The organism is Neobacillus novalis NBRC 102450, from assembly GCF_001591805.1.
GTDB classification, from domain to species: Bacteria; Bacillota; Bacilli; order Bacillales; family Cytobacillaceae; genus Neobacillus; species Neobacillus novalis.
Genome location: NZ_BCVP01000009.1, coordinates 258,855 through 284,076, shown reverse-complemented (window position 1 = coordinate 284,076; position 25,222 = coordinate 258,855). Strand labels below are relative to the sequence as shown.

The following is a 25,222-nucleotide window of genomic DNA, read 5'->3' as shown; positions in this document are numbered from 1 at the left end:
TTTTTATATAACTAGGCCTTTCTTATTTATTCATTCAGCAGCAGGAGTATTCACAAAAGCAGTAGTTGACTTCTTTTTTCTTTCGATAAATACGAATCCTGCTAAGCAGCAAAGTAATACAAATGGAATGCTCGTTTTATAAAGGTCAGCAAAACTAGAAGCAATTGTTTCTTTCGCAAAAGTGGATACCTGATTCGAATAGTTTTTTACAAGCTTTCCTTTTTCGGCGATATCCTTATCCACCTGCATTGCTACCTTGTGGTAAATCAATTCCTTGGCTGAAGTTCTTTGTTCTTCTGGAATAGTGGCAAGTGCTTTTTGGACGTTGATGTCGATGATTTGTTGTCTTTCCGCTGCCGTCATTAAGGACGGATTGTTTTTTTCTGTATGCGAGCTGGTGTTGATTGACTTTTCCGTTTCGCTCAAGATTTTCTCTTTTGCTGATTGTGGTACGTCGAGCTTTTCAAGCTGTTGGGCTGCGAAATGAACAACATCCTGCTTTTTACCTTGAATATTATTCGTTAGTCCTGCCACAAAAATGGCGACGGCTAACACTACTCCTAATTGCCTCAGCATCGAAAAAACACCCTGGGAGGCTGTCAGCATTTCTCCTTCGAAAGAGGATGTACTGGCAATCGTCGCCGAGGAAATGACAAAGCTAAATCCCAAGCCAAGCAAGCTGCACAACAGGACAATTTCTTTTGATGTGCTGTGAATAGTTAAATTGTGCAACAAATAATACGCGCATCCCATAATTCCAAAACCAAGAATGACTGGGATGGTATATCCGATCTTTTTCGTTAGTAAACCAGCGATGTTGGAAAAAACAAAGATGGCGGCAGACACGGGTGTGACGAGTAGTGCGGCTTGAAGTTCCGTCTTGTGCTGGAAGTTTGTTAAAAACTGAGGTAGTAGGACCATTACACCGATGAGGAAGATAAAACCTGTTGTCACTGTTACAACTGACCCTGTGAACAAGCGGTCTTTAAAGAGATTTAGATTTACCATTGGAGCCTTTGATTTTTTCTCTGCAAAAATAAATAGCAGGATGGACGCGGCAGTCACAAGATAACAGAAAATCGCTTGAGTACTATTCCAGCCCCATGTATTTCCCTTAATTAACACAAGATTTAACGGGAAAATGGCTGAAACAGAGAAGAGTAATCCAAACCAATCTATTTTTGATTTTACACGAGTTTCTTTCTTTAGTGTTAGTAAAAAAAAGGCAATGACAATGGCCAGTATACAGATTGGAACATTCACATAAAATACCCAATGCCAGCTTAACCTTTCCGTTATGAGTCCCCCCACCGTCGGCCCCATTGCTGTGGCTAAACCCTGTGTTGCCCCCAGTAATGTTAGTGGGAGTATTCTTTTTTCAATGGGCATGGCAGTTATACCGATCACCATACTACACGGAATTAAGATGGCGGCACCAATGCTTTGAATGAACCTTGCAGTAATTAAGAAGTCACCGCTACTCGCAAGTCCGCAAAGGGCCGACCCCAATCCAAAAATAAGCAGCCCGACAAGATAAAATTTATTTCTGCCAAACATCTCCGCAAACCTTGCCATCGGAATTGCTAATACGGCAATCGTCATTGTGTATACATTTAACATCCATGAGCTCGTTTCCAATGTCGTATGCAGGCTGTTCTGAATTGCCGGAAGCGTAATGTTCATAATTGTTGAGTCAAGCATACAAACAAATACCCCTAAGCACATAAGCAAAACAATCTTCATTCCGCCAGTTTCCTTCATCCTATTACTCCCCTTGTTGTTGATTCAATTTTTTTAGTTCTTCGGCAACCATCCCCAAAGTCATCTTAGCCTGGCGAATTCCAAATTCTAATGTAAATCTTTTGTGCTGTTCCATATCTGGGTACATCTCGGCAATTCTATTTAAGTTATCAAGCATCGCCTGGCTCTTTTCACGTTCTTCCTCTAACCACCGCTGGATTTTTTCTTTTGTGGTAAACCGTCCGAAAAAGATGCGGATGAGGATATCCGATCTTGTAATCGTTGGATTGATTGGACTGTTTAGGTAATGTTGAAACTGTTCTTTTCCACTTTCGGTAATCACGAATAAATTCTTGTTCGGCTTACCATCCTGCTGAATGACTCGTTTTTCAACTAGACCTTCCTTCTCCATTTTTCTTAATGCCGGATAAATCGCTCCAAATGATGCGTCGAAAAAGTAGGACACGGAGTTTTCCATCATTTGTTTGATATCGTAGCCACTCATTGGCTCCTCATAAATAAATCCAAGAATTACGTCTTGTATATTCATATTGCTTTCACCTCATATTATTTATGTTTATATTATCATTGTTAATATATTTAATGTCAATATAAAAATTGGATATTTTTTCAATTTTTTTTAAATAAAATAATCACCAGCTACACACTTTTTTGATTCGCTGATAAAATCACGATTTCCGCTGATAAATGAGGAAATTCGCTGATAAACAGGCTGGATTCGCCGATAAACAGTTGAAATCCGCTGATAAAACACAGCAAGCTTACTTTAGGATCCAATTCCGAGGATATTTTTAATAATTTCTCATTAAAACTCCAACGTTAGAAGTTTATTTGCGAATAATAGCAGTTTATTTGCGAATCCTACTTGTTTATTTGCGAAAATATAGGTTTTATTTGCGATTCGTGACAGTTTATTTGCGAATTGACCATTGACCCTTCGAACAGTAAAATTGCTACAAAAAAAATAAACCTATCCACAATGTGAATAGGTTTATTTTTGCTTATAATAGGTAATCGCCAGTGCAAAGGCCAAAACTGCCCCCTTAACAATATCCATTGCATAATACGGTACCGACATCATCACGAGGCCGTTTTGCAATATTCCAATCAAGACCGCCCCGACAAACGTTCCAATGGCATTGGCCTTCCCGGCTCCAAGAACTGAAAAGCCGATAAAGGCGGCGGCTACTGAATCCATTAAGTAGGGCGCCCCAGAATTTATTTCTGAAGTCATAACACGAGATGCAAGCACAATCCCGCCAATCGCCGCAAACAGGGCCGATAGCAAGTAGGCTGCTACTTTATATTTATTCACAGGGATCCCTGAAAGTCTTGCCGCTTCTTTATTCCCACCAATGACATACATATAGCGGCCATGCTTTGTATAGGTCAAAAAGATGTGCACAAGTATGACGGTCACAGCCATGATGATAATAATCCATGGAACCTCACCGATTTTTGCAAAAAATGGACTAATTAAACCTGTCGCCATTGAGCCATCCGGCATCACCATATTTTGCGAAACCGTTGCTCCCTTTGTATAGGTTAGTGCTGTCCCTTGGATAATAAACATCGTCGCCAACGTCATTAGCATATCAGGGATTCTTAACTTCACAATCATGAACGAGTTTAATGCCCCAACAACCAATGACGCGGCAATCGCAGAAATAATCGCCACCAGTGTATTTTGTGAAAACCATACAAACATTGAAATGACAACCGCATTAGAAAGCGATGCCACCGAACCGACCGATAAATCGAAACCATTTACCGACAACGAAATCGTAATTCCAATCGCAATAATCGTCACAATTGATATAGAACGTAAAATATTGATAACATTGCTGCCTTGAATAAATGTAGGATTGGCTGCTGAAAAAATAATGATAAGTGCAAGAATCGTAATGATGGTCCCGTATTTATATAAAAATTGAAATAGCTCAAAAGCTTTTTTCACTGGGGCATCCTGATTCTTCGCTGAAATCTTTGCTTCCATTTTACCTGCCCCCTGTTGAATACAATAAAAGTTCCTCTTCGCTGGTTGCTGTTGTTTCCAGTTCTTTTACCGACCTACCATCATATAAAACATAGACCCGGTCTGTAATCCCGATAATCTCCGAAAGCTCGGATGAAGCATAGATAATCGCTTTGCCCCGGCTGGCTAATTCAGCAATTAATTCGAAGATATCCTTCTTTGCCCCTACATCGACGCCTTTAGTTGGTTCGTCAAAAATGTAAACATCCGCATCAGCCACGAGCCATTTTCCAATTGCGACCTTTTGCTGATTTCCACCAGACAGATTTTGAAGCTTCGTTTCCTCAGATGGCGTTTTGATTCCGAGGCGGCTAATCAGTTGCTTGGCTGTCTCTTTTTCTCTTTTTCTATCTAAAAAGCTAAATACCTTTGAAAAGCTCCCTAGGTTCGCAGCTGTCAAATTAGCTTCAACCGATTCAAGAACAAGAATTCCTTCCTTTCTCCGTTCCTCGGGTACCAGAGCAAACCCCTTCTTTACTGCCTCATAGGGACTCTTTATTTTTACTTTGGACCCGTGAAGAAGGACCTCCCCGCCAGTTGGTTTCTCGGATCCAAATAACGCTTTGCATAATTCCGTTTTCCCAGCGCCAACAAGCCCGGCGATGCCCACGATTTCCCCTGATTTAACGTGAAAATGCAGGTCTTTAATTTTTCCTCTATCAGAAATTCCCTTCACTTCTAGGATGGTGTTTCCAATGGCCGTATTCCTTTCTGGAAACTGCTCTTCCAGCTTTTGACCAAGCATATGCTCAACCACTTTATTAGAGGTTGTGGCGGCAACCTGCTCTTTTACAACAAATTCACCATTACGCATTACCGTCACTTCATCACAGATTTCAAATATTTCCGGCAGGCGGTGTGAGATAAAAATAATCCCGACATCTTGTTTTACTAGTTCACGAGTAATCCTGAAAAGCTCGCTCGTTTCGGTATGGCTCAATGGTGCAGTCGGTTCATCCAAAATGAGAAACTTGCACCGATTGGAAACAGCTCTTGCGATTAAAATCATTTGTTTTTCAGCAAGTGACAACTCGCTCACCAGCGTCTTCGTTGAAAGTCTAATATTCATACTGGACAATAATTGCGCCGCTTTTTGATGAAGCTCGTTCCATCTCATCCATTGTCGTTTTCCCATGTTATGAACGGTGTCCAGCAGCATAATATTTTCAGCAACGGTTAAATACGGAATTAGGGCCGTATCTACCTCCTGGTAAACTATTTGAATCCCAACATCCTGTGAATCTCGCGGGGAGCGGATCTTTAGTATTTGCCCATCCATAAATATCTCACCGGTATAGTGGTCATAGGCTCCGGAAAGAACCTTCATTAATGTTGATTTTCCCGCACCATTTGCCCCTATTAAGGCATGAATTTTCCCCGTTTCCATCGAAAAATTGACATGGTTTAACGCCTTCACGCCTGGAAATTCAATTGAGATGTTTTTCATTGCCAATGTTGAACTCGTCAAAATGCCACCCCCTATCAAAACGACACTCTCTGAATCGATAGAAAAAGAGAGTGCCAGCCTAAATTACTTTTTAAAATGCTTCTTCAACGTTTTCATCCAATCTTCTTCAAATGCCGTGGACTGGCCCCAGCTTGGGATGATTTTTGAAAGATTAACCATGTTGACTGGATCCTTGGAGTCCTGAAGATTTTTTTGGGAAACAAGTGATGCTTCTAAGTCATAGGTCTTTGGTGTTTCTTCGCCAGCCAGTTTTTTCGCAAGTAATCTCATATCGACAGCGCCAATTAATTTAGGATCGACAGCCGCTGTATACTTCCAGGCACTGCCTTTTCTTTGGATTTCCTGCAAGTCGGCATTGGAAACATCAATCCCATAGATTTTCACTTCTTCACGGCCTGCTTCTTTAAGCGCACGTGCGGCACCAATCGCAAAGGCATCCCACGTTGCAAAGATAGCGTCTAGTTTGCCCTTAGGGTATTTGTTCAACATCGCTGCAACAGCATTTTGCGTTTGCACACTTGTGTCCACTGCTGCTATGCCAAAGCGTTCCACTTCTTTAAGCCCAGGGTTTTTCGCAAGTACATCCTGATAAACTTTGTTCCGACGAACCATTGGCGGGAAGCCGTCTACCCATAGATAAGCAATATTAGCTTTCCCCTTCGTATCCTTTACGAGCTGGTCAAGTGCTAAGGTTGCTAATGCTTCATCATCCTGAGAGGTAAGCGTCACGCCTTCCACATTCGCCAAGTTCGGATTCGAATCAAAGGCAACCACACTTTTTCCTTTTTCTACGATTTTCTTAACATCGTTTACAGTGGCATCGTCGTCACCATGTGAAATGATAAAGCCATCATAATTCTGATCTAATGCTTGATTGATGGCATCATGAAATTTCGCGGTGTCTCCATTTGCAGTAAACACATCTACTTTTACCCCTAATGCTTCCCCTTCTTCTTTTGCCCCGGCTAAGAATTGGGCTGTATGGTCGTCACCGCCAATTTTACGAATGACTTTGATTTTTAACTGGTCACCTTTAGTAAATTGTTCCGGTACCCCCTCAAGGGAAACCTTTTTATTACCACTTGCTTGTTTTGATTCTCCACCTGAAGCACAGCCTGTGAGTAATAGTGTTGCCGCAACTGCTGATACGAGTGTACTTTTTAAGATATTTCTTGTCATTCTTATAGCTCCTCCTTTTTTTCTTACCAGTAAACCATTAATCCAATTGGAAAAGTACGCTTTTTATGTAAAATAAAAAACCTCTCCAGAAAAGAGAGGTTTCATCACAAATAGACGGATTATTCCTCTCTTATCTCTCAAAACAATTGCTTGTTTTGCAGGATTTAGCACCAATTCCTTGTCGGAACGGTTGCTGGGCGTCATCGGGCCAGTCCCTCTGCCACTCTTGATAAGAGAACATATTATTCATTTAAAGTATTAAACTTAATTTAAACTCCTATTAACAAGTTGTCAATAGTGTTTTGAATATTTTTAATAAAGTGATATCCAAAACCCCTACATTTAGGGAAAAATAACACAAGTTTCAATTTAAGTGCTATCTCTTTATAATCATTTGAAATTTCGGTATGATAATATTTAGTAAACCGAAATAAATTTTAGAAAGAAGTGTTAATTACTTGAACCAGCAAGAAAGTGTAAAACGTAATTTACTGATCATGTGGTTTGCCAACTTCTTTGTAGCCGGAAGTATGACGATGGTTATGCCGTTTATTTCGTTATACATCGAGTCGTTTGGAGACTTTACTGAAAAGTATGTCCAGCATTGGTCAGGATTAACGTTTGCGATTACATTTGTTTCGGCCTTCCTTTTCTCGCCTATTTGGGGAAGAATTGGCGACCGCTATGGAAGGAAAAAGATTCTTATCTTTTCCGGATTAGGGATGGCGTTATCGATTTTTCTAATTGGCTATGTCCATTCTGTTTGGCAGCTATTTATGCTGCGATTCTTCATGGGATTCTTTTCGGGATTTATCCCGATGTCACAAGCTTTTATCTCAACACAAACACCGAAACAGATTGCCGGACGTGTCCTTGGAACATTGCAAACCGGGAGCATCACAGGTTCGTTGTTAGGGCCAATGTTAGGCGGAATATTGGCAGATTCCCTTGGCTATTCGACCACCTTTAGGTGGACCTCCATTTCCATATTCATCTCGGCCCTCCTTGTCATTGCCACAAAAGAATTTCTTCTTGAAGCGAAAAAGGGTACAAAAACCCATTATTCAAGCAAGGAAGTATTGAAGCATATTACGCGCAACCCCGTGTTATTGACCGTACTGCTAATCTCTGCTCTTGTCCAGATTGCACATTTTAGCATCCAGCCGATTTTGTCCTTATTTGTTAGTGATCTGCACGGACCAGCAAATATCGCATTTTATTCGGGGATTGCCTTTTCCGCCGCAGGTCTTGGAAATTTAATGATGTCGAGGAATTGGGGGAAAATTGCTGATAAGTATGGCTATATTAAAATATTGGTCATTCTTCTCTTTTTGGCGGGAATTGTCTACCTGCCAGGAGCAGCCGTTACAAGTCTCTGGCAGCTTGTCATCATCCGTTTTGCTCTCGGTGTCACGATTGGCGGCATTATTCCGGTACGGATTGCCTATATTCGCCAGGAAGCGCCGATTGCGATGCAAGGGGAGGTACTTGGTTACAATACAAGTCTTAGGTTCCTTGGGAATATCATCGGGCCGTTATTAGGTGGATTCGTATCCGGTTCCTTTGGATTTTCCGCGGTATTTATCAGTACAAGTGCCTTATTGGTTATCAGCGGTTTTATTTTACTTGTATCCATGCAGCGAAATCCAAAGCTAGTGAAGCATACAGCATAACAGCAACGGATCATTCTTATCCTGTCCGAATAAGCTTCTGATTCAGACATATGCAAATCAGCCGTTTTTGCAGGTTAATGAAAAAAAGAACAGGGCAGCTAAATGCAGATGTGGCCCTGTTCTCTTTTATCGACAAATTACCGGGGAAATAACACCAATATCAGTGTCGCGTCGACAAAATTACGAATATTCAAATAATATAGCTATTACTATTAAAAATTCCAAATCGTCTTATAGGCCTGTTTCCAAGCAAAAATGGTGATTACCACGAGCAGGATAAAATAAATCACCACTCCAAATGGGATAAAAGTAACGGCGAAATGGATACCAATAAAAACAGCAATTAAAAGTAACGCCAGCATAATCTTTGCTCCCCCGCTCTGCTGGGCATCTTCAAACGATTCCGAAAAAGGCAGCGTACCTTTAAGATAGTTCGAGCAAATTACCGTGTATAATACGGAGGTCACGAACACCACCAAAAGGTCAGGGATGACTTTTATCCCGAAGATTCCGATAAAAATGATCGATAGGATCAAATAGACTGGAAGAAAAAGATTGACAATGAACACCTTCAAAGCCGCACTGTATAAGGGTGCTAAACTCTGTATTGGCGCGGTTTTGTAAATCCAGGCCCCTTTATATTTCCCCGAGTATTTCAGCATCGTAACTGCATTTGGAATCATTAAACAAGACATATAAATTCCTAAATACCATTTGCTCGATACGAGGTGAGCATAGGAATTCATTTGAATTTCGTTAAACATAAAAATAAATGGGAAAACGAGCGATAGCCCTAAAGCGGGATAAACCTTTAAGCGAAATTCTCGTTCGTTCCGCATCATATTATCGGAGAATCGAAACAATACCTTTTCCTCGTTACTTTGGCAAATAACACCGGTCAGCCACTGCTTCCACCTGCGTTCCTTCCGTTTGCTTTCCCCGCTATTATTTGTTAACTTTTGCAGGTTCCTTTCAAATGAAGGCATCATTCGGTTATAAACGACAATCGCGAAGACTGGCACAACCAAAGCTAATAGTGAAAAGATAACTAGATATCCGTTGGAATGGCTCCCTAAGAACAACTCGAAAGGTGCCCCAAACCAAATCGGTGGAATGATGAATTGCCACCAGCTTGGCGAAAAGGTAATTTTCATATCGACAAAACTAAAGGCCCTTGCCAAAATCTGATAACCGACAGCAATCGAAACCGATAACCCAATTTGGACGTAGTTGATGATATCCTTTAGTTTTTCACCGTCAAAGAAACGCAGGATGAAAAAGTAAATAATCGCCGTTAATACGACAATAAATAAATTGACTAAAATCAGCCCGATTAGTGATAGGAGCAAAAACAGGATTCCATACTTAAATGTCCCGGCCACAATCGGGGCTCCCGCGATAGCCGCCGTCAGAAAGAATAGATAAATACTAATATGAACCGTTTTTGCAGCACTGATCGTTTTTCGCCCAACGGGTTTTGTCTGCAGAATTCCTTTGTCCTTGATATCGAGAAGAACATTGGAAAAGTCAGAGATCATCGAGGTCATCACCAGAAACATGACGATTCCGAAAAGAATACTCATTTGATAGAGATAATTCTGTCCAAAAATCACAATAGGAATTAGAAAGAGGCTTAATAATACATACATCCCTAACGATTTGATAAAGCCGTTTTCTTCCGGCTTTTTCTTTTTCTTTGCCTGCTGGTTGAAGATGGTGGGGGTCCTTCGCCCATCCATCGTTAATTTGACTGCTAAAATTTTTCTCATCACTGGATAATCAATCCCAAAGCTCTCAAAAATCCGCCGGAACCAATCTAAAAATTTGAGCGTTTGAAAGTTTTTCATCGAATTATACCTCTTGGACGATGGCTACAAATTCCTCCGCCAGCGCCTTATATTCATTAAAACCAGTCAGCTGATTAAAGATTTGCTCCAAGGTCCCTTCCTTGTTTTGCGCCTTCAACTCGTTGAAGCTGCCATCGGCAACAATTTTGCCATCATTGATTAGGATAATCCGATTACTGATTTTCTCAACAACGTCCATGATATGTGACGAGTAGAAAATCGTTTTTCCCTGCGCCGCCAGGACAGCGAGGATTTCTTTAAAGACCATGACACTGTTGGCATCAAGGCCGCTTAACGGCTCATCCAAAAATAACAGGTCCGGGTTATGTAGTAAACTGGAGATAATCAATACCTTTTGCCGCATTCCTTTGGAATAGGAGGCAATTCTTGAATGATACACCTCTTCCAAGCCGAAGACTTTCATCAGCCGATGTGCTTTTTCATCCGCCGCTTGAAAATCCATTCCGTATAGTTCCCCGACAAAGGTTAGATATTCCCTGGCGGTGAGATTATCATAGAGTTCAGCAATTTCCGGAACATAGCCAATCTTCCTTTTATAGCCGATATTCTTATCCGTTACTTCCTCGCCAAAAATCTCCACCTTCCCGGAAAAGTCACCCTCGAGCCCAAGCAATATCTTGATTGTCGTGCTTTTTCCAACGCCATTCGGTCCTATATAGCCGATTATTTGCCCGCGATGGACCGTTAAATCAATCCCCTTTAATACCTCTTTTGTCCCATAATTTTTCTTTAAATCTCGTAAACATAATACTATTTCTCCGATGACCATCACCTTCTATCACGTTTGATACTTTCATATTACCATGGTCTGCCTTTATTTCTAGTAAAAGTATGGCTGGCGAATGGGTTTTCCCTCTGCGCCAGCCAGCCGATTATTTATTTTTACTCAAATAATACACATATGCTTTTATCATAAAATAACTAACTTTCTCTGGAAGTAGTTCCTTAATTGGTTTTAGACGATTTCGACCAGCCTCTTCAACTGCCTTTTCCAATAGTGGGATATATTCACTTGGAATCAGCTTGATGAAGTCGACAGCTAATCCTTGCTGAGCACATTGAAGCAGATGGCTCTCTACCGTACTAATCACAAGTGCCCGCTTTTCCGCAATCTCTTTTATGGACAGACCATTTTGGTGCAGCCCAAGTGTTTCTAAATGGGAATCTCCTACAGCTTTGGCTGACCTTTTCGGCACTGTTGACTCCGCTTGGATTTCACTTTGGTAATCTGGGTGAGTTTCTAAAAAACCACGAATCGCTTGAATAAATTCAAGTCCATATTTTTGCAGCTTAAGTTCCCCGACACCACTGACCTGTAAAAACTCTTCGTTCGTTTTCGGCTGCTTGGCACACATGTCCTTAAGTGCGGCATCAGAAAAAATGACAAATGGCGGTACTTTTTCTGTCTCGGCAATACTTTTTCGGACCTCTCTAAGCTCTTCAAACAATGGGTCATTTTTCGAAACTTCTTTCACCTTAACGGCTTCTCGGCGATAAACCGGCTCATGTCCTAAAAGAATATCTTTCCCTTTCGGAGAAACATAGATGGTCGGAAATTGCCCCTGTTCAATCGCAATCAGCTCCTGCGAAATCAAGAATTCAATAAAATCACTAACCTCTTTCGCCCCTTGGTCCTTCAAGATTCCATAGGTGGTGAGCCGATTAAAGCCCATTTCGGTTACTTTTTTATTTTTTGATCCCGTTAACACTTGTGCGGTAATGTTTTTGCCAAAGCGCTGCCCCATCCGAATCACGCAGGACATCACCATTTGCGCTTCCTTTGTAACATCGATGCTTGTCCGGGAATCTAAGCAGTTGCCGCACCTGTTGCATGTATCCGTTTCTATTTCACCAAAATATTTTAAAATGAATTCCTGGAGGCAGCTCTCCGTGTGACAGTAATCAACCATCTGCTGCAGCTTTTCTAATTCTTGTGTGATTCGGCCCCGATCACTCGATTGGTCAATTAAAAAGCGCTGCACCTGCACATCCTGCGGGGAATAAAGCAGGATACATTCACTCTCTAGCCCGTCACGGCCGGCACGGCCTGCTTCCTGGTAATAACTCTCCATGTTTTTCGGCATCTGAAAATGAAGTACATAGCGGATATTCGACTTATCAATCCCCATTCCGAAGGCAGAGGTCGCAACCATGACTGATGCTTTATCTTCTAAAAATCGTTCCTGTTCACGGGCACGGTCCACGTCGCCCATCCCTGCATGGTACCTGGCAACATTGATGTTTTCTTTCCGCAGCCGTTCATAAAGCTGGTCCACATTTTTCCTTGTTGCCGCATAAATAATCCCAGCTTCTTTTTCGTTCTTTTTTAGATAGGCTTGGAGATACTTCACCCGGTCCTGTCCTTTTATAACTGAAAAAGAAAGATTTTCTCGTTCAAACCCGGTAATGATCGTATTATTTTCATCAATATTTAGCAGATGGCAAATATCTGCGCGGACTCTTGGGGTTGCAGTTGCTGTTAGGGCGAGCACATTCGGCCGCTCAGGTAGATTATTAATCATTTGCTGGATATGGCGGTAGCTTGGGCGGAAATCATGGCCCCACTGTGAAATACAATGGGCTTCGTCAACGGCAACCAAGGGAATTTCCATCCCATTAAGATCCTCCAGAAACTCGTACGATTCCAATCGCTCCGGCGCAATGTAGAGTAATTTATATTTGCCCTGCTTTGCCGCTCGAATCCGTTCGTTTGCCTCTTTAAAACTGAGGGAACTATTAATAAATGTCGCCGGAATACCGACTTGAATGAGGGCATCTACCTGGTCCTTCATTAAGGAGATCAGCGGGGAGATGACAATTGTGGTGCCTGGCAGAATGAGGGCAGGAATTTGATAGCAAATCGATTTTCCGCCGCCGGTCGGCATGACACAAATCGTGTTTTCTCCGGTTAATACTGAGCGGATTGCCTGCTCCTGGCCTTTCCGGAAGGCGTTGTAGCCAAAATGGGATTCTAGTAATGGGAGTGCTTTTTCAAACAAGATGGTTTCTCCTTTCAATTTGGGGATAATCTATGTAATGGTGCAAGGGTGCCATATCCTATTATAACTCTATTTTTTAGGCTTTGTTAAAGATTAATGTGGTATATTTACCCTTGAATATGTATATTTCTGTTACGAGGAGGAACCCAACTGTTGAAACATTTATTTAGCAGGAAAGTGCCGATTTTCTTGTGTCTACTTTTAACAAGCTGCTCTACAACTGCTGCTAGTCAAACAAGAAATGAAGCGGAGATTGATGTGAAGTGGCCGATTTATAAAATTGAAAAAAATAATCACTACATGTATCTGTTTGGTACCATACATATAGGTAAAAAAGAGATGTATCCCTTTCCAAAAAAAATTGAACAAGCTCTCAATGAATCAAAATTTCTCGTTACGGAAACAGATGCCATCGACCTAATGAATGGTGATTATCAAGACATGTGTTTTTTAAAAGAGGATAAAAGCCTAAGTGATTATTTATCAACGGATGCCCAAGAGTATTTGGAAAAGCGAGCTAAAGAATATGGGCTCGATTATCACTCTCTTCAGCAATATCGATTATGGTATGTGATGAGTTTATTTTTAGACGCTGGAACGGATGATTTGACATCGGATTATGGCGTTGATCAAAAGATAATGGAATTGGCGGATTCCTATCATCTTATAAACAAATTTCTTGAAACACCAAAATATCAAATTGAAGCAATGCAAAAAGTATATTCTGAAAATGAAGCTGAAAAAGTCATTAAACAAATTCCATCATTAACAGAATCTAAAAAGCAGTTGGCGCAATTATTTACTGACTATATTCAAGGAAAATTAGTAGACATTGAAGAGCAGCTTGCAGATGAATTTGATAAAAAGCAAAATAAAATACTTGTTGAGGATCGGAATAAAATCTGGGTGGAAAAATTTGAATCGTATATACGAAGTGGCGAGATTTACTTTGTGGCTGTCGGATATGGGCACTTAGAGGGTGAAAATGGAGTCCTCGCCTATTTTAGGGAAAATGGATATGAAGTAAAGAAACTTATTAATTAGTAATGGGAAACGCTTGAGGCCAAACATAACCTCAAGCGTTTTTACTTGTAGATTTCATTACCAGTTGAAATTTAAGAAAACCTGAAGATGTTAAAACACCCAAAATAACCATTGTTGTTCCAAGCACTTGAACAATTGATACTTGCGTTCCCGTTATGATTGAAAGGATCATGGTAACCACCGGAACGAGGTTAAAGAAGATCGAGGTTTTAGCCGCTCCAATCATCTCCATTGCTCTATTCCACCACAGATAACCTAACACACTCGTAAAAATAGCCATAAATAAAATGGCACCCCAGGCAGATATCGTAACATCTGCTAGCGGTTGAGTACTTGGTGAAAATAGCGCTAAAAGAACGAGACAAGCTGCACCGACAATCATTGTATAGGTGGTGGTCTCCATAGAGGAACTGGTTTTTAAATATTTCCGCCCCAATACCCCATATAACGCCCAGCACACATTCCCTAATAAAATCAGCATGTCACCCTTTGATATTGAGAGCGTACGAATAACCCCCCATGAGCCATGAGTTAAAACCAATATCACTCCAATGAGTGCAAAAATAATTCCTGCAGTTTGTCTTTTAGTTATCGGAGTTTTTAGCAGAAAATAAGCCAAAATCGTCGTAACTAAGGGGTTAGTCGCCATAATTAATGCCCCATTTAATGGAGAAGTATGTTGCATTCCAAAAAAGAATAAAGCATTGAAGCCGAAAATCCCGATAAGACCTAATAATGTGTATATGGCAGCGTATTTTCGAATGACGGTCCATTTTAGTTTCCTTTGAAGCAAAAGGATGAAAAGCATCACAATGGCAGCAATGCCAAACCTCCAGCCTGCCGCACTGGCTGCTGAGAAATAATGAACAGCGTACTTTGCAAGGTTAAATGTGGCACCTGTAACAATGGCAAAACCTAGCAACATCGCCAACATTTTACCGTTCATCATAATGTCCCCCTTCTAACATTTCCTGATAGGTTTCCAGCTTTTCTTCTGTTAGCCGGATGACCATCCCGATTTCTTTCTTTTGCTGTTCCAAAGTGAGTAAATGCTTTTGGAGAATGTTCATTCGTTTTTGTACCTTCGGAGTTCTTTCTTGTTCGGAATCCTCACTTTCTAAAAGGCATCCATCCAACAAGAACTCTTGGATATCCTCTAAAGACATTCCCGTATTTTTTAACACTTTCATAAACTTCAGCAAGCGAATATCGCCTGCTGTATATTGCCGTTTTCCGCCAAGTTTCTTTGGTGACGACAATAGGCCAATTTTTTCGTAGTATCGTAACGTATGAGCAGAAAATCCTGTTTCCTTGGCAACCTCTGAAATACTAAACATTAACAACCACACCTCCTAATCACATGCTACAACTTAGAGTTAGCTCTAAGTCAAGAAGAATAATTGATGAAACAGAAAAAGAGGCGCATTAGCCTCTTCGATTTGTTTCTTATTTATCTTTTTGAATTTTCTAGAATAGAATTGGAAATAAATCGAAGAAATTCCTCTCCATTTTGTGAAATGGTTGATCCTGCCCTTCCCTGTCGAACAATTAATAAATCTAGTTCCTGAAGGACTTCCATTCTCATCCGTAATTGCTGTTCAGTGAGCTTTATCCCATTTTCCTCTAGATGCTTTTTAAGCGTCAACCGCCCATATGAGGTCCGTTTCCTTTTTCCACATTCAAATATCCTAAGGATCTCAACACTCTCCTCCAAAAAGCCATGAGCTTCAATTTTTCTTATTGCCTCATTTGGATTGATTTCTGGCTGTGGTAAAGAGGCGAAGTTACTCTCCTCTATTCGTATCCGTAAAGGCAATAATTCTACCTCTATCGTTTGTTCTCCTAAGAAAGATAGATAAGTAATGGTATTATACAGTTCTGTCACATTCCCTGGCCATTCATAATTCAGTAATTGATTCATTACGTCCTGATTCAAAATAATATCTGTTTTTTTCAGTCTTCCTTTTATATCCTCGATTAACGCAACAAAATCTTCTCTACGATCCTTTAAGGATGGGACCTTTAATGACAACGACGTAAGCGCTTCATAAAAAGAACAATTAAACTCTCCACTCGCAGTTTGCCATATCAATCCTTGTTTACTGCATGAAATCAATCTTGCCTGAAAAGGAATGGTCTTGGTACCACCAACACGCTGAAATTTTTTTTCCTTTATTGCTCGAAAAATTCTGTTTTGAAGTGGGATTAGCAATTCATCCACATCTTCCAAATATACGGTCCCATTTTCAGCAATTTCAAATGCACCAATAGAAATCATATGGTTCTCTTCTGATCCAAACAATTCTCTTTCCAACATGTCGGTGGATTTAGATTTACAATTAATCGAAATAAAAGGATTGCCAGATTGGTTGGAATGATGATGAATGGCCTGGGCGAGCATGCTTTTCCCAGTCCCATCTTCGCCGTATAGATGGACTGGGAGTGGTGTTTTGGCAAATTCCTTTCCAAGCTGAACGACTTTCTGCATCGACTCACTCACTGCTATAACATCTTGAAATGAATAGCTGGCAACATTGCGAATATCCTTTATTTGATTTGATTGTATACTTCCTTTTCCCTCATCAAATTCCGGTGAAAGAGATACTAGAGTTTTAAAATATCTTTTTACTATTTGTGTTTGATTATTCTTAAATCCAAGAGCGGCTGCTATTTCGTAAAATGTCTCGATATCTAAAAGTCTTGAACCGATATTAATCACATCTATTAAACCCGTAGGTAAGAAGTCCAATTCTCCTGGTGTTAAAATGTAATCTATCGAATCCGGGATTGATTCATCTGGGTTGTATGGATAGTACTCATGCTCAAAAATAGTTTCTCTTAACGAAGCAACAGTCTCTTCGATATTTGTCTTCGTATCATTAACAACAAGAATCTTTTGACCCGGGGGGAGATTAATTAATTCCCTTGCATTGGCAAAGTTAACATCCCTCTTCGCAATAATACACGGGCATTCAGCAGGAATTAGCTGGCTGACTAATCCCTTTATCATATGATGGGAAAGAACAACGATATCATCGTCCTGAACCATATTGGCCCGTAATTCTTTTAGCGCAGTTGGTCTAATCATAATCTCATGGCCGAGCACGTCTTTCATTTGTTTCGTTATTTCTTCTAAGTAGTTCTCTTGTATTGCGATAATGTGAATAGCTCGATTAGATTTCACCAGTACAACCCCCGAATACCTTCAAAGTATTTCTATTATACTAGTATAAATGGCATGATACAAAATGCCTATCAGAAATTTCTTTGAGCTGCGGAACCACTTTTTTACACTCTTCCATTGCAAATGGACATCTTGTATGAAAAGTGCAGCCACTTGGTGGATTGGAGGGACTTGGAATATCCCCTGTTAAAATAATCCGCTCCCTTTTCAAGCGAGGATTTGGTACCGGAACCGCAGAAAGCAATGCTTTTGTATAGGGGTGTAAAGGTTCTTTATATAAGTTATCCTTATCGGCCAATTCGACAATCTTTCCAAGGTACATGACACCAACACGGTCACTTATATGTTCAACCACGCTTAAATCGTGTGCAATAAATAAATAGGTTAAATTAAATTCTTCTTGAAGATCCTTTAAAAGGTTTAAAATTTGCGATTGAATGGATACATCTAACGCTGAAACAGGTTCATCTGCAACAATTAGTTTTGGGTTAACGGCAAGTGCGCGGGCAATCCCAATTCTCTGTCTTTGGCCGCCACTAAATTCATGGGGAAATCGGTCCGCATGATAGGCGTTTAATCCAACTACCTCTAATAAATGTTGGACACGTTCTTCTCTTTTTTCTTTTGGATAGCCATGAACGATGAGAGGTTCGGCAATAATGTCGCTTACCTTCATCCTTGGATTTAATGACGCATATGGATCCTGGAACACCATTTGAAATTCTTTTCTGATATCCCGGATTTGATTATCGTTTAAACTACTGATTTCATTTCCTTCAAATAAAATTTGGCCTTCTGTCGGATCAAGCAATCTCATCAGCATTCTTCCGGTAGTCGACTTTCCACAGCCGCTTTCACCAACAAGGCCAAGCGTTTCACCTTTTTTAATCGTAAAGGAGACATCATCTACTGCCTTGACAAAGAACTTCTTCCCGCCAAATAACCCTTTGTTCTTCGGGAAGTATTTTTTCAAGTTTTTCACTTCAACTAATGGAGCTTCCATAGGCTTATACCTCCAATACTTCGCTATTCTGATAGAGCCAGCATCTGCATGTATGTTCTTTATCTATCAGCAGTAAATCTGGATCCTGCTGTCTGCATATATCCATAACCTTTGGGCAGCGGGGTGCAAATTTGCATCCTTCAGGCATATTGCTTGGTGTAGGAACATTCCCTGGAATCGAATCCAATCTGTCGACCTTTTGACCAAGCTTTGGAACGGAATACAGTAACCCTTCTGTATACGGATGTTTTGGATTTTCAAAGATGGTAAAAACATCCGCTTCTTCTACCACTTTGCCTGCATACATCACGACAACCCGATCACACATTTCAGCAACTACCCCTAAATCATGAGTAATCAGCATAATGGCCGTATCGCCTTCTTTACTTAATTTCCTCATTAAATCCAAAATTTGAGCTTGAATGGTCACATCTAGCGCAGTAGTCGGCTCGTCAGCGATCAAAAGCTTTGGTTTACAAGCCATTGCCATTGCAATCATGACCCGCTGCCGCATACCTCCGGATAACTGATAGGGAAATTCATCAACGATTTCCTCTGCTCTTGGAATCCCGACCAGCTTTAACATATTGATGGCGTGTTCTCTTGCTTGTCTTTTGTCATATTTCAAATGAAGTTGGACCGCTTCTGCTATTTGCCTGCCTATTTTATAGACAGGGTTTAACGACGTCATTGGTTCTTGGAAAATCATCGCAATTTCATTGCCTCTGATTAAACGCATTTCTTTTTCAGAAATGGCTTCCAGGTTCTTTCCTTCGAATTCAATCGTTCCGCCTACTATCTTTCCGGGGGTATCCTTTAACAGGCGCATTACTGATAATGAGGTAACACTTTTACCACACCCTGATTCGCCAACGACGCCAACCGTTTCCCCTTTATTGACCGTTATCGTTACACCATCAACGGCTTTCACCACTCCGCTGTCGCTCGTAAAGTGTGTTTGCAGATTCTTTATTTCAAGTATTTTTTCAGCCATCACCGTACCCCTTTCTGATGGTTAATCTTTAATTTTTGGATCTAACGCATCCCTTAGCCCATCACCAAACAGGTTAAACGCCAGCACGGTTAGAAAGATTGCAAGTCCCGGAAAAAATGTCACATGTGGAGCATTATTTAAATAATCCCTTCCGCCGCTTAGCATCGCTCCCCACTCAGGTGATGGCGGCTGCGCTCCAAGACCAAGAAAACTTAACGATGCGGCTGTTAAGATTGCCGTGCCAAGACGCATCGTAAAATTTACGATAATACTTGAGAGAGTTCCAGGGAAAATATGCTTCCAAATGATTCTTCGCGGTTTTGCACCAATTGATCTCGTCGCTTCCACATAAACAGTTGCTTTCACCTGTAATGTACTGCTTCTTACAATCCTTGCAAAAATAGGAACACTAAAAATGGAAATAGCAATAACGACGTTCCCTAAACCAGGTCCAAGAATGGCAATGATTCCGATCGCCAATAAAATCCCAGGAAAAGCAAAGAGAATATCGCAGAATCGCATAATTAAATTATCAATCCATTTGCCATAGTATCCGCTGATAAGTCCTAGGATTGTTCCTCCAACCGACCCTAAAAATACAGATAATAAACTAACAAAAAGTGATAGTCTTGTTCCAATGAGAATGCGGCTAAAGATATCCCGCCCATACGCGTCTGTACCAGCCCAGTGTGCTGCTGACGGCCCCTCAAGAATGTGGTCATAATCAAATTCAGCCGCACCAAAAGGCGCGATAAAGGGGCCAATAATTCCTAATATAAACAGGATTACAACAAAAAAACCGGCGGCTAACGCCATTTTTTGCTTTTTAAACTTCCGCCAAAATTCTTGTTTTGGTGTACTCTTTGTACCGTTAACTGCTTGAGGAAGCGGTTGTCGAATCACTTCTCCTACTTTCATTTCCGCCATTAATCATTCCTCCTTTTTCTCACCCATTATTCGTAACGGATTTGCGGATTTAAAACCCCGTATAATAGATCGACAAATAAATTTATTAAAATGAATTCTAAAGCAAACAAGAGCATTTCTGCCTGGATAACTGGGTAATCGCGGAAGGAAACAGAATCGATCAGCAATCTCCCTAAACCTGGCCAGCTAAACACAGTTTCAATGACGATTGATCCGCCAAGCAGAAATCCAAACTGTAACCCTGCCATGGTGACAACGGGAATCATGGAATTTTTTAACGCATGTCCCCAAACAACTTTATTTTCTTTTAATCCTTTTGCACGTCCTGTACGAATATAGTCTTCTTTCATGACTTCCATTAATGAAGACCGGGAAAACCGTGCGATAACGGCTGCAACCCCCGCCCCAAGTGTGATGGAAGGTAAGATATAACTCTTCCATGAATCCATCCCGCCAGTTGGCAGCCAGCCCAAGTTCACGGCAAATAATTGAATTAACATAAGGCCGAGCCAAAAGGATGGAAGGGAGATTCCTGATACAGCCCCGAACATTCCGAGATAATCCTGCCATTTGTTTCTCTTCGTTGCAGAAAATACGCCCACCACAAGGCCAAATAAAACAGCCCAAATCATACTCCAAAAAGTTAACCAAAAAGTAGGCATAAAGCGCGCAGCAATTTCATCAAAAACAGGACGTTTTGTCTTTAACGATAAACCAAAGTCCCCTTGAACAATATTTTTTACGAATTCTGCATATTGGGTATACAATGGCTTATCTAAGCCGAGCTCTCTCTGAACGGCTTGGACATCTGCTAAACTGGCATCCTGTCCCGCTACTAATCTAGCAGGATCTCCTGGAATCATATGGACAAACAGAAAAATAAAAATGGAAACAAAGAATAAAATAGGTATGATTCCAATTAATCTTTTTAAAAAGTATTTTAACAATTGGATTCCTCCTTTGCAGATAATAGATGAGCGCTATATGACTATAGCGCTCAACCTTACTTATTGTTTGATTTCGATATTTTCAACACTTAATGCACCATCTGGCAGCAAGTTAATGCCTTCCAGGTAGTTTTTCTTTCCTGCCATCGTGTCATCAACGGATAAGAACGCCCATGGAGCATCCTTCCAAATCGCCGTTTGAGCCTTTTCATATGCTGCTTTTCGCTTATCGGAATCTGCAGTTGCAAGAGCATCTTTAATCGCTTGGTTTACTTCATCATTGTTATAATAAGCAGTGTTATAGGATTTCGGCGGGAATGCATCTTTACCGCCTACAAGCGGTCGAATACCCCAATCCGCATCACCTGTGGATGGTGACCAGCCGCCATAATACAATTCAATCTCCGCTGCATTAGGATCTTGAACAGACCAAATTTTGTCTGCCATTGTTCCAGATTCCATTGGGACGATTTCAACCTTTACGCCAATTTGAGCAAGCTGCTGCTGAATAAATTCCATTCCTTTAATCGTTTGCGAGCTGTTGCTGCCCCATAATTTTGCAGTAAAGCCTTTTTCAAAACCGGCATCCTTCAGTAATTCTTTAGCCTTTTCAAGATTGAATTTGTACTGATCTTGCTTTGAATAAAACTGAACGCTTGGAGCAATGACTGAGTCTAACGGTGTCGCAAAACCGTTCATAACAACTTTTACGAACGCATCCTTATTGATTGCATAGTTAATGGCTTGACGAACACGGACATCACTGTATGGTTTCTTTATTGTATTCATCGATAAATAACGGACAACAATTGATTGTTTGTTTTCAACCACAATACCGTTTTTACCGTTAAGGCTTTCTGCTTGCTCAGTTGGCACTGGATAGATAAAATCAGCCTCTCCTGTTTGAAGCATCGCTACACGCGCACCATTTTCAGGTGTTGGTTTGAATGTAATCGAATCAACCTTCGGATAGTCTTTTTTCCAGTATTGATCATTCTTCACAACTTTTAAGTGATCGCTTTGATCCCAGTCTGCAAATTTAAATGGTCCTGTTCCGACTGGGTGCTGGGAGACATCCTTGCCATAGGTTTCTAACGCTTTCGGACTAATCATCATTGCCGCAGGATGGGCAAAGGTATTAATCATCGCACCAAATGGTTCGCTTAAAACTACTTTAACAGTGCTCTCATCGACAACTTGAGTCTCTTTTACAAGGGCGAATAAGCTATGACGCTTTAGGTTAAGATCCGGATTTGCTAAGCGGTCAATATTTACTTTTACTGCTTCGGCATTAAATGGTGTTCCATCATGGAAAGTAATACCTTGACGAAGTTTAAAAGTAAATTCCGTCGCAGTATCATTAGCCGTAAAGCTTTCGGCAAGAACTGGTACAACCTTCATATCCTTGTCAAAACCAACCAATCCTTCAAGCATGGTTTTTTGAGCTGAATAAGAAAGCGTATCATTTGTGTCGTGTGGATCCATGCTAATAAAATTGTCCGCAACAGCAATTGTAACGTCTTTCCCTTCTTTTTTAGCCAACTCCTGTGTTTCCGCCGGTTTAATATTTTTCTTGCCATCTTTCGAATCACTTGAAGCCTTGTTTGAATTGCTGCACCCAATTAAGAACAAGCTGCACATCACAAATACGGCAAGTAACGTATGCAAAAAACGATTTTTCAATGTTCTTCCTCCTTTTATAGTAAAAATTATTCTTGATGTGCTCCTGCACGTTGAAGCTTGAAATCAGCTGCCAATTCCCCAATCACCTCATTACGAGCATTCCGTAATTTTGGACGAAAGTGACCCATGAGTTCTTCAATTTGTTGATCCGTTAAAAAATTCAGCTGTTTTAACACTTCCACCGCTGCCGGGTAAACCCCTCGACCATTTCCATCTTCAATTTTGATTGCAATCCCGATTCCAGTTTCAAGATCTCCAATACAGTAAACGCCTTCCGCTCCTGCTTTACCAATAAATCTCCCTTGGCCGACTCTCATAAAGTCTGTACAAAAGCGATCGGTGCCGCCAACCATTTCCGGCGCATTTACCATTGCTTTAGTAATTCGCTTGATTGCGTTACGACGTTTCTCGGAAAGTTCGTCAGGCTTGGCCATTTTTGCATAGCCATAAGCCAGTCGTTCAAGCGGCACCCCGTGAACTGGCACGCCGCATCCATCGATCCCAATTTCAATCTCCTCTTTTGGATAATCCGTCATTTCACTAACTGCGGCCAGAATCCGTTGTTGAACGGGATGATCCAAATCATAATAATTTCCAATTGGTTCATTCATATGTTTCGCTGTTGCCAGCATCCCTGTATGCTTCCCGGAACAGTTGTTATATAAAGGAGTTACGTCCTTCCCTTCCAAAATTAGCTGCTTATATGTATCTTGCCAACGAGGAATATGGGTGCCGCATTTTAAACAAGTATCCTCCATTCCCGACCTCGCAAGTATGGATAGGACACGATCAGTGTGCATATTCTCGCCATTATGTGAAGCACAACATAAGGAAAGATCAGCATCACTGAATTCATAATGGTAGGCAGCTCCTGTTTCCACTACTGGAATCGCTTGAATTGGTTTCATGGAGGAACGGGCAAAAACTTTAGCGTTAGGATTTCCTGCAAAGTATAGTAGCTGACCCTTTGAGTCTACGACTGCAACGTGCCCCTTATGGGAACTTTCTACTAGATTCCCCCTGGTCACATTTACTAACTTAGTAGCGTCCATTCTGTCACCCCTTATTTCTATTAATTTGAAAATTTTAATAATTTAAAATTATTATAAAACACTTTTTAACCTAAAACAACCTATTTAGTTTTAATTTTTAGATTATTTTGATATAATTTGTCAATAAACCATTTTGAAAAAGAATAGGATCCTATTTCCGGTGGCGATATTAACCTAATTCACCCAATTAATCAGTTCCAAGGAGGAAATCATGCAGACAGAGTTAGCTGAATTGAAATCAGAGCTTTTCCGTATTTTTAACCATTTACATACCAATCCCGAGATTAGCTGGAAGGAATATAACACGACAGATTATTTGAAGGGATTGATAGAAAACCTTGATCTTTCCATTACTTCTTTTGATGATTGTACCGGGCTAGTTACTGAAATTGGCTCGGGTGAAGCCTGTGTTGGGCTGCGAACAGATATCGACGCACTTTGGCAGGAGGTAGACGGTACGTTTCAAGCCAATCACTCCTGTGGCCATGATGCGCATATGACGATCGTTTTCGGGACATTACTTTTACTTAAAAAGATGAATTATCAACCACCTGGCAGGTTAAAATTCATTTTTCAACCAGCAGAGGAAAAAGGAACAGGGGCATTAAAGTTAATTGAAAAAGGAGTGGTCGATGATATTAACTATTTATATGGTGTTCATCTTCGCCCGAAGGAAGAGGTACCATTCGGAAAGGCTTCATCGGGAATTATTAACGGTGCAGCCAAATTTATTACTGGTGAAATCAATGGAACCGATGCCCACGGTGCCAGACCGCATCAAGGTCAAAATTCCATCGAGGTGGGGGCATCAATCGTTAATGAGCTCAGCAAAATCCATCTTAACCCGATGGTCCCTTATTCAGTTAAAATGACATCATTCCATGCAGGCGGAGACAGCAGCAATATTATCCCTGGGCGTGCAACATTCGCATTGGATCTTCGTGCGCAAAGTAACGATGTCATGAATCAATTATCCGAGCGGGTTGAAAAAATCATGGAATCTGTTTCTTCGCTTTACGGGGTAGAGATTGCACTTAAAGTGAATGCTGGAGTCGCCGCTGCCCAAATTAGTGCGGAGGCACAAGCAATTATGCAGGATGTCATTACGGAAACACTTGGACAGGAAAATCATGTCATGCCCTACAAGTCCAGCGGCGGCGAGGACTTTCATTTTTACACACTAAAGAGGCCAACTATTAAAGCAACGATGCTTGGGCTTGGTTGTGACTTAGTACCAGGTCTCCATCATCCTAAAATGACCTTTAATCATGATGCACTACTGACAGGGATCGAAATTTTGGCTAAGACGATTATTAAAACATTTAATACGCTTGAAAAAGGGGTTTCACCTAAGAGCTATTAGGGGATTACCCGCTCACCAGCTGGCGAGCTGCAAGGAAGAGGC

At 40.9% G+C, this 25,222-nt stretch carries 21 protein-coding genes and 1 riboswitch; of the genes, 3 read left to right on the top strand and 18 right to left on the bottom strand.

Features of this window, described 5'->3' with window-relative positions; translation table 11 throughout:
- Positions 1-30: 30 nt before the first annotated feature.
- From BANVL01_RS07320 to BANVL01_RS07300, 6 genes are all read right to left on the bottom strand, one after another.
- Positions 31-1,761, bottom strand: coding sequence for an MFS transporter (locus BANVL01_RS07320; RefSeq protein ID WP_066083530.1), 1,731 nt, complete (start codon positions 1,759-1,761; stop codon positions 31-33).
- Between the two features lie 4 nt (positions 1,762-1,765).
- Positions 1,766-2,290: a PadR family transcriptional regulator gene (locus BANVL01_RS07315; protein ID WP_066083526.1), complete on the bottom strand. Its 525-nt coding sequence runs from the start codon at positions 2,288-2,290 to the stop codon at positions 1,766-1,768.
- Between the two features lie 110 nt (positions 2,291-2,400).
- Positions 2,401-2,538, bottom strand: coding sequence for a hypothetical protein (locus BANVL01_RS27680; RefSeq protein ID WP_156487424.1), 138 nt, complete (start codon positions 2,536-2,538; stop codon positions 2,401-2,403).
- A 214-nt stretch (positions 2,539-2,752) separates the two neighbouring features.
- A complete protein-coding gene (locus tag BANVL01_RS07310) occupies positions 2,753-3,757 on the bottom strand; it encodes an ABC transporter permease (RefSeq protein WP_156482208.1) in 1,005 nt (334 codons plus the stop codon).
- A gap of 1 nt (position 3,758) precedes the next feature.
- Positions 3,759-5,243 (bottom strand): sugar ABC transporter ATP-binding protein, encoded by a 1,485-nt coding sequence (locus BANVL01_RS07305; RefSeq protein WP_066096166.1) that lies wholly within the window; start codon positions 5,241-5,243, stop codon positions 3,759-3,761.
- Positions 5,244-5,327: 84 nt separating this feature from the next.
- Positions 5,328-6,443, bottom strand: coding sequence for a sugar ABC transporter substrate-binding protein (locus BANVL01_RS07300; protein WP_066083524.1), 1,116 nt, complete (start codon positions 6,441-6,443; stop codon positions 5,328-5,330).
- Between the two features lie 127 nt (positions 6,444-6,570).
- Positions 6,571-6,679, bottom strand: a riboswitch (SAM riboswitch).
- A gap of 261 nt (positions 6,680-6,940) precedes the next feature.
- Here BANVL01_RS07300 and BANVL01_RS07295 point away from each other — a divergent pair.
- Positions 6,941-8,116 carry an MFS transporter gene (locus BANVL01_RS07295; RefSeq protein ID WP_066096163.1) on the top strand — a complete coding sequence of 392 codons (1,176 nt, stop codon included), beginning with the start codon at positions 6,941-6,943 and terminating at the stop codon, positions 8,114-8,116.
- 212 nt (positions 8,117-8,328) lie between these two features.
- Here BANVL01_RS07295 and BANVL01_RS07290 read toward each other — a convergent pair whose 3' ends face one another.
- The 3 genes from BANVL01_RS07290 to recQ form a co-directional block, all read right to left on the bottom strand.
- Positions 8,329-9,963, bottom strand: coding sequence for a hypothetical protein (locus BANVL01_RS07290; protein WP_066083523.1), 1,635 nt, complete (start codon positions 9,961-9,963; stop codon positions 8,329-8,331).
- 4 nt (positions 9,964-9,967) lie between these two features.
- Positions 9,968-10,753, bottom strand: a complete 786-nt coding sequence (locus tag BANVL01_RS07285; RefSeq protein ID WP_172800893.1) for an ABC transporter ATP-binding protein — start codon at positions 10,751-10,753, stop codon at positions 9,968-9,970.
- Positions 10,754-10,856: 103 nt separating this feature from the next.
- Positions 10,857-12,983, bottom strand: coding sequence for a DNA helicase RecQ (recQ, locus tag BANVL01_RS07280; RefSeq protein ID WP_066083522.1), 2,127 nt, complete (start codon positions 12,981-12,983; stop codon positions 10,857-10,859).
- A gap of 153 nt (positions 12,984-13,136) precedes the next feature.
- Between recQ and BANVL01_RS07275 the strand changes: the two genes are divergently transcribed.
- Entirely contained in the window at positions 13,137-14,027 is an 891-nt protein-coding gene (locus BANVL01_RS07275; protein WP_066083520.1) for a TraB/GumN family protein, read from the top strand.
- 31 nt (positions 14,028-14,058) lie between these two features.
- On the opposite strand, the gene BANVL01_RS07270 is transcribed toward BANVL01_RS07275, so the two are convergent.
- The 9 genes from BANVL01_RS07270 to BANVL01_RS07230 form a co-directional block, all read right to left on the bottom strand.
- Entirely contained in the window at positions 14,059-14,976 is a 918-nt protein-coding gene (locus tag BANVL01_RS07270) for a DMT family transporter (protein WP_066083518.1), read from the bottom strand.
- Positions 14,963-15,364 carry a MerR family transcriptional regulator gene (locus BANVL01_RS07265; protein ID WP_066083517.1) on the bottom strand — a complete coding sequence of 134 codons (402 nt, stop codon included), beginning with the start codon at positions 15,362-15,364 and terminating at the stop codon, positions 14,963-14,965. Before BANVL01_RS07265 ends, BANVL01_RS07270 begins: the two co-directional genes overlap by 14 nt.
- A 113-nt stretch (positions 15,365-15,477) precedes the next feature.
- Positions 15,478-17,211 carry a sigma 54-interacting transcriptional regulator gene (locus BANVL01_RS07260; RefSeq protein ID WP_066083515.1) on the bottom strand — a complete coding sequence of 578 codons (1,734 nt, stop codon included), beginning with the start codon at positions 17,209-17,211 and terminating at the stop codon, positions 15,478-15,480.
- Between the two features lie 40 nt (positions 17,212-17,251).
- Positions 17,252-18,214, bottom strand: coding sequence for an ABC transporter ATP-binding protein (locus tag BANVL01_RS07255; RefSeq protein WP_066083514.1), 963 nt, complete (start codon positions 18,212-18,214; stop codon positions 17,252-17,254).
- Positions 18,215-18,218: 4 nt separating this feature from the next.
- On the bottom strand, positions 18,219-19,208 hold the full coding sequence (locus BANVL01_RS07250) for an ABC transporter ATP-binding protein (RefSeq protein ID WP_066083512.1): 990 nt from the start codon (positions 19,206-19,208) through the stop codon (positions 18,219-18,221).
- Positions 19,209-19,229: 21 nt separating this feature from the next.
- Positions 19,230-20,126: an ABC transporter permease subunit gene (locus tag BANVL01_RS07245; protein ID WP_066096157.1), complete on the bottom strand. Its 897-nt coding sequence runs from the start codon at positions 20,124-20,126 to the stop codon at positions 19,230-19,232.
- Positions 20,127-20,161: 35 nt separating this feature from the next.
- Entirely contained in the window at positions 20,162-21,082 is a 921-nt protein-coding gene (gsiC, locus tag BANVL01_RS07240; RefSeq protein WP_066083510.1) for a glutathione ABC transporter permease GsiC, read from the bottom strand.
- 60 nt (positions 21,083-21,142) lie between these two features.
- Positions 21,143-22,765 (bottom strand): glutathione ABC transporter substrate-binding protein, encoded by a 1,623-nt coding sequence (locus BANVL01_RS07235; RefSeq protein ID WP_235845498.1) that lies wholly within the window; start codon positions 22,763-22,765, stop codon positions 21,143-21,145.
- A gap of 26 nt (positions 22,766-22,791) precedes the next feature.
- Positions 22,792-23,817, bottom strand: coding sequence for an asparaginase (locus BANVL01_RS07230; protein WP_066083509.1), 1,026 nt, complete (start codon positions 23,815-23,817; stop codon positions 22,792-22,794).
- 211 nt (positions 23,818-24,028) lie between these two features.
- On the opposite strand from BANVL01_RS07230, the gene BANVL01_RS07225 reads away from it, so the two are divergent.
- Entirely contained in the window at positions 24,029-25,180 is a 1,152-nt protein-coding gene (locus BANVL01_RS07225) for a M20 peptidase aminoacylase family protein (RefSeq protein ID WP_066083507.1), read from the top strand.
- Positions 25,181-25,222 lie beyond the last annotated feature (42 nt).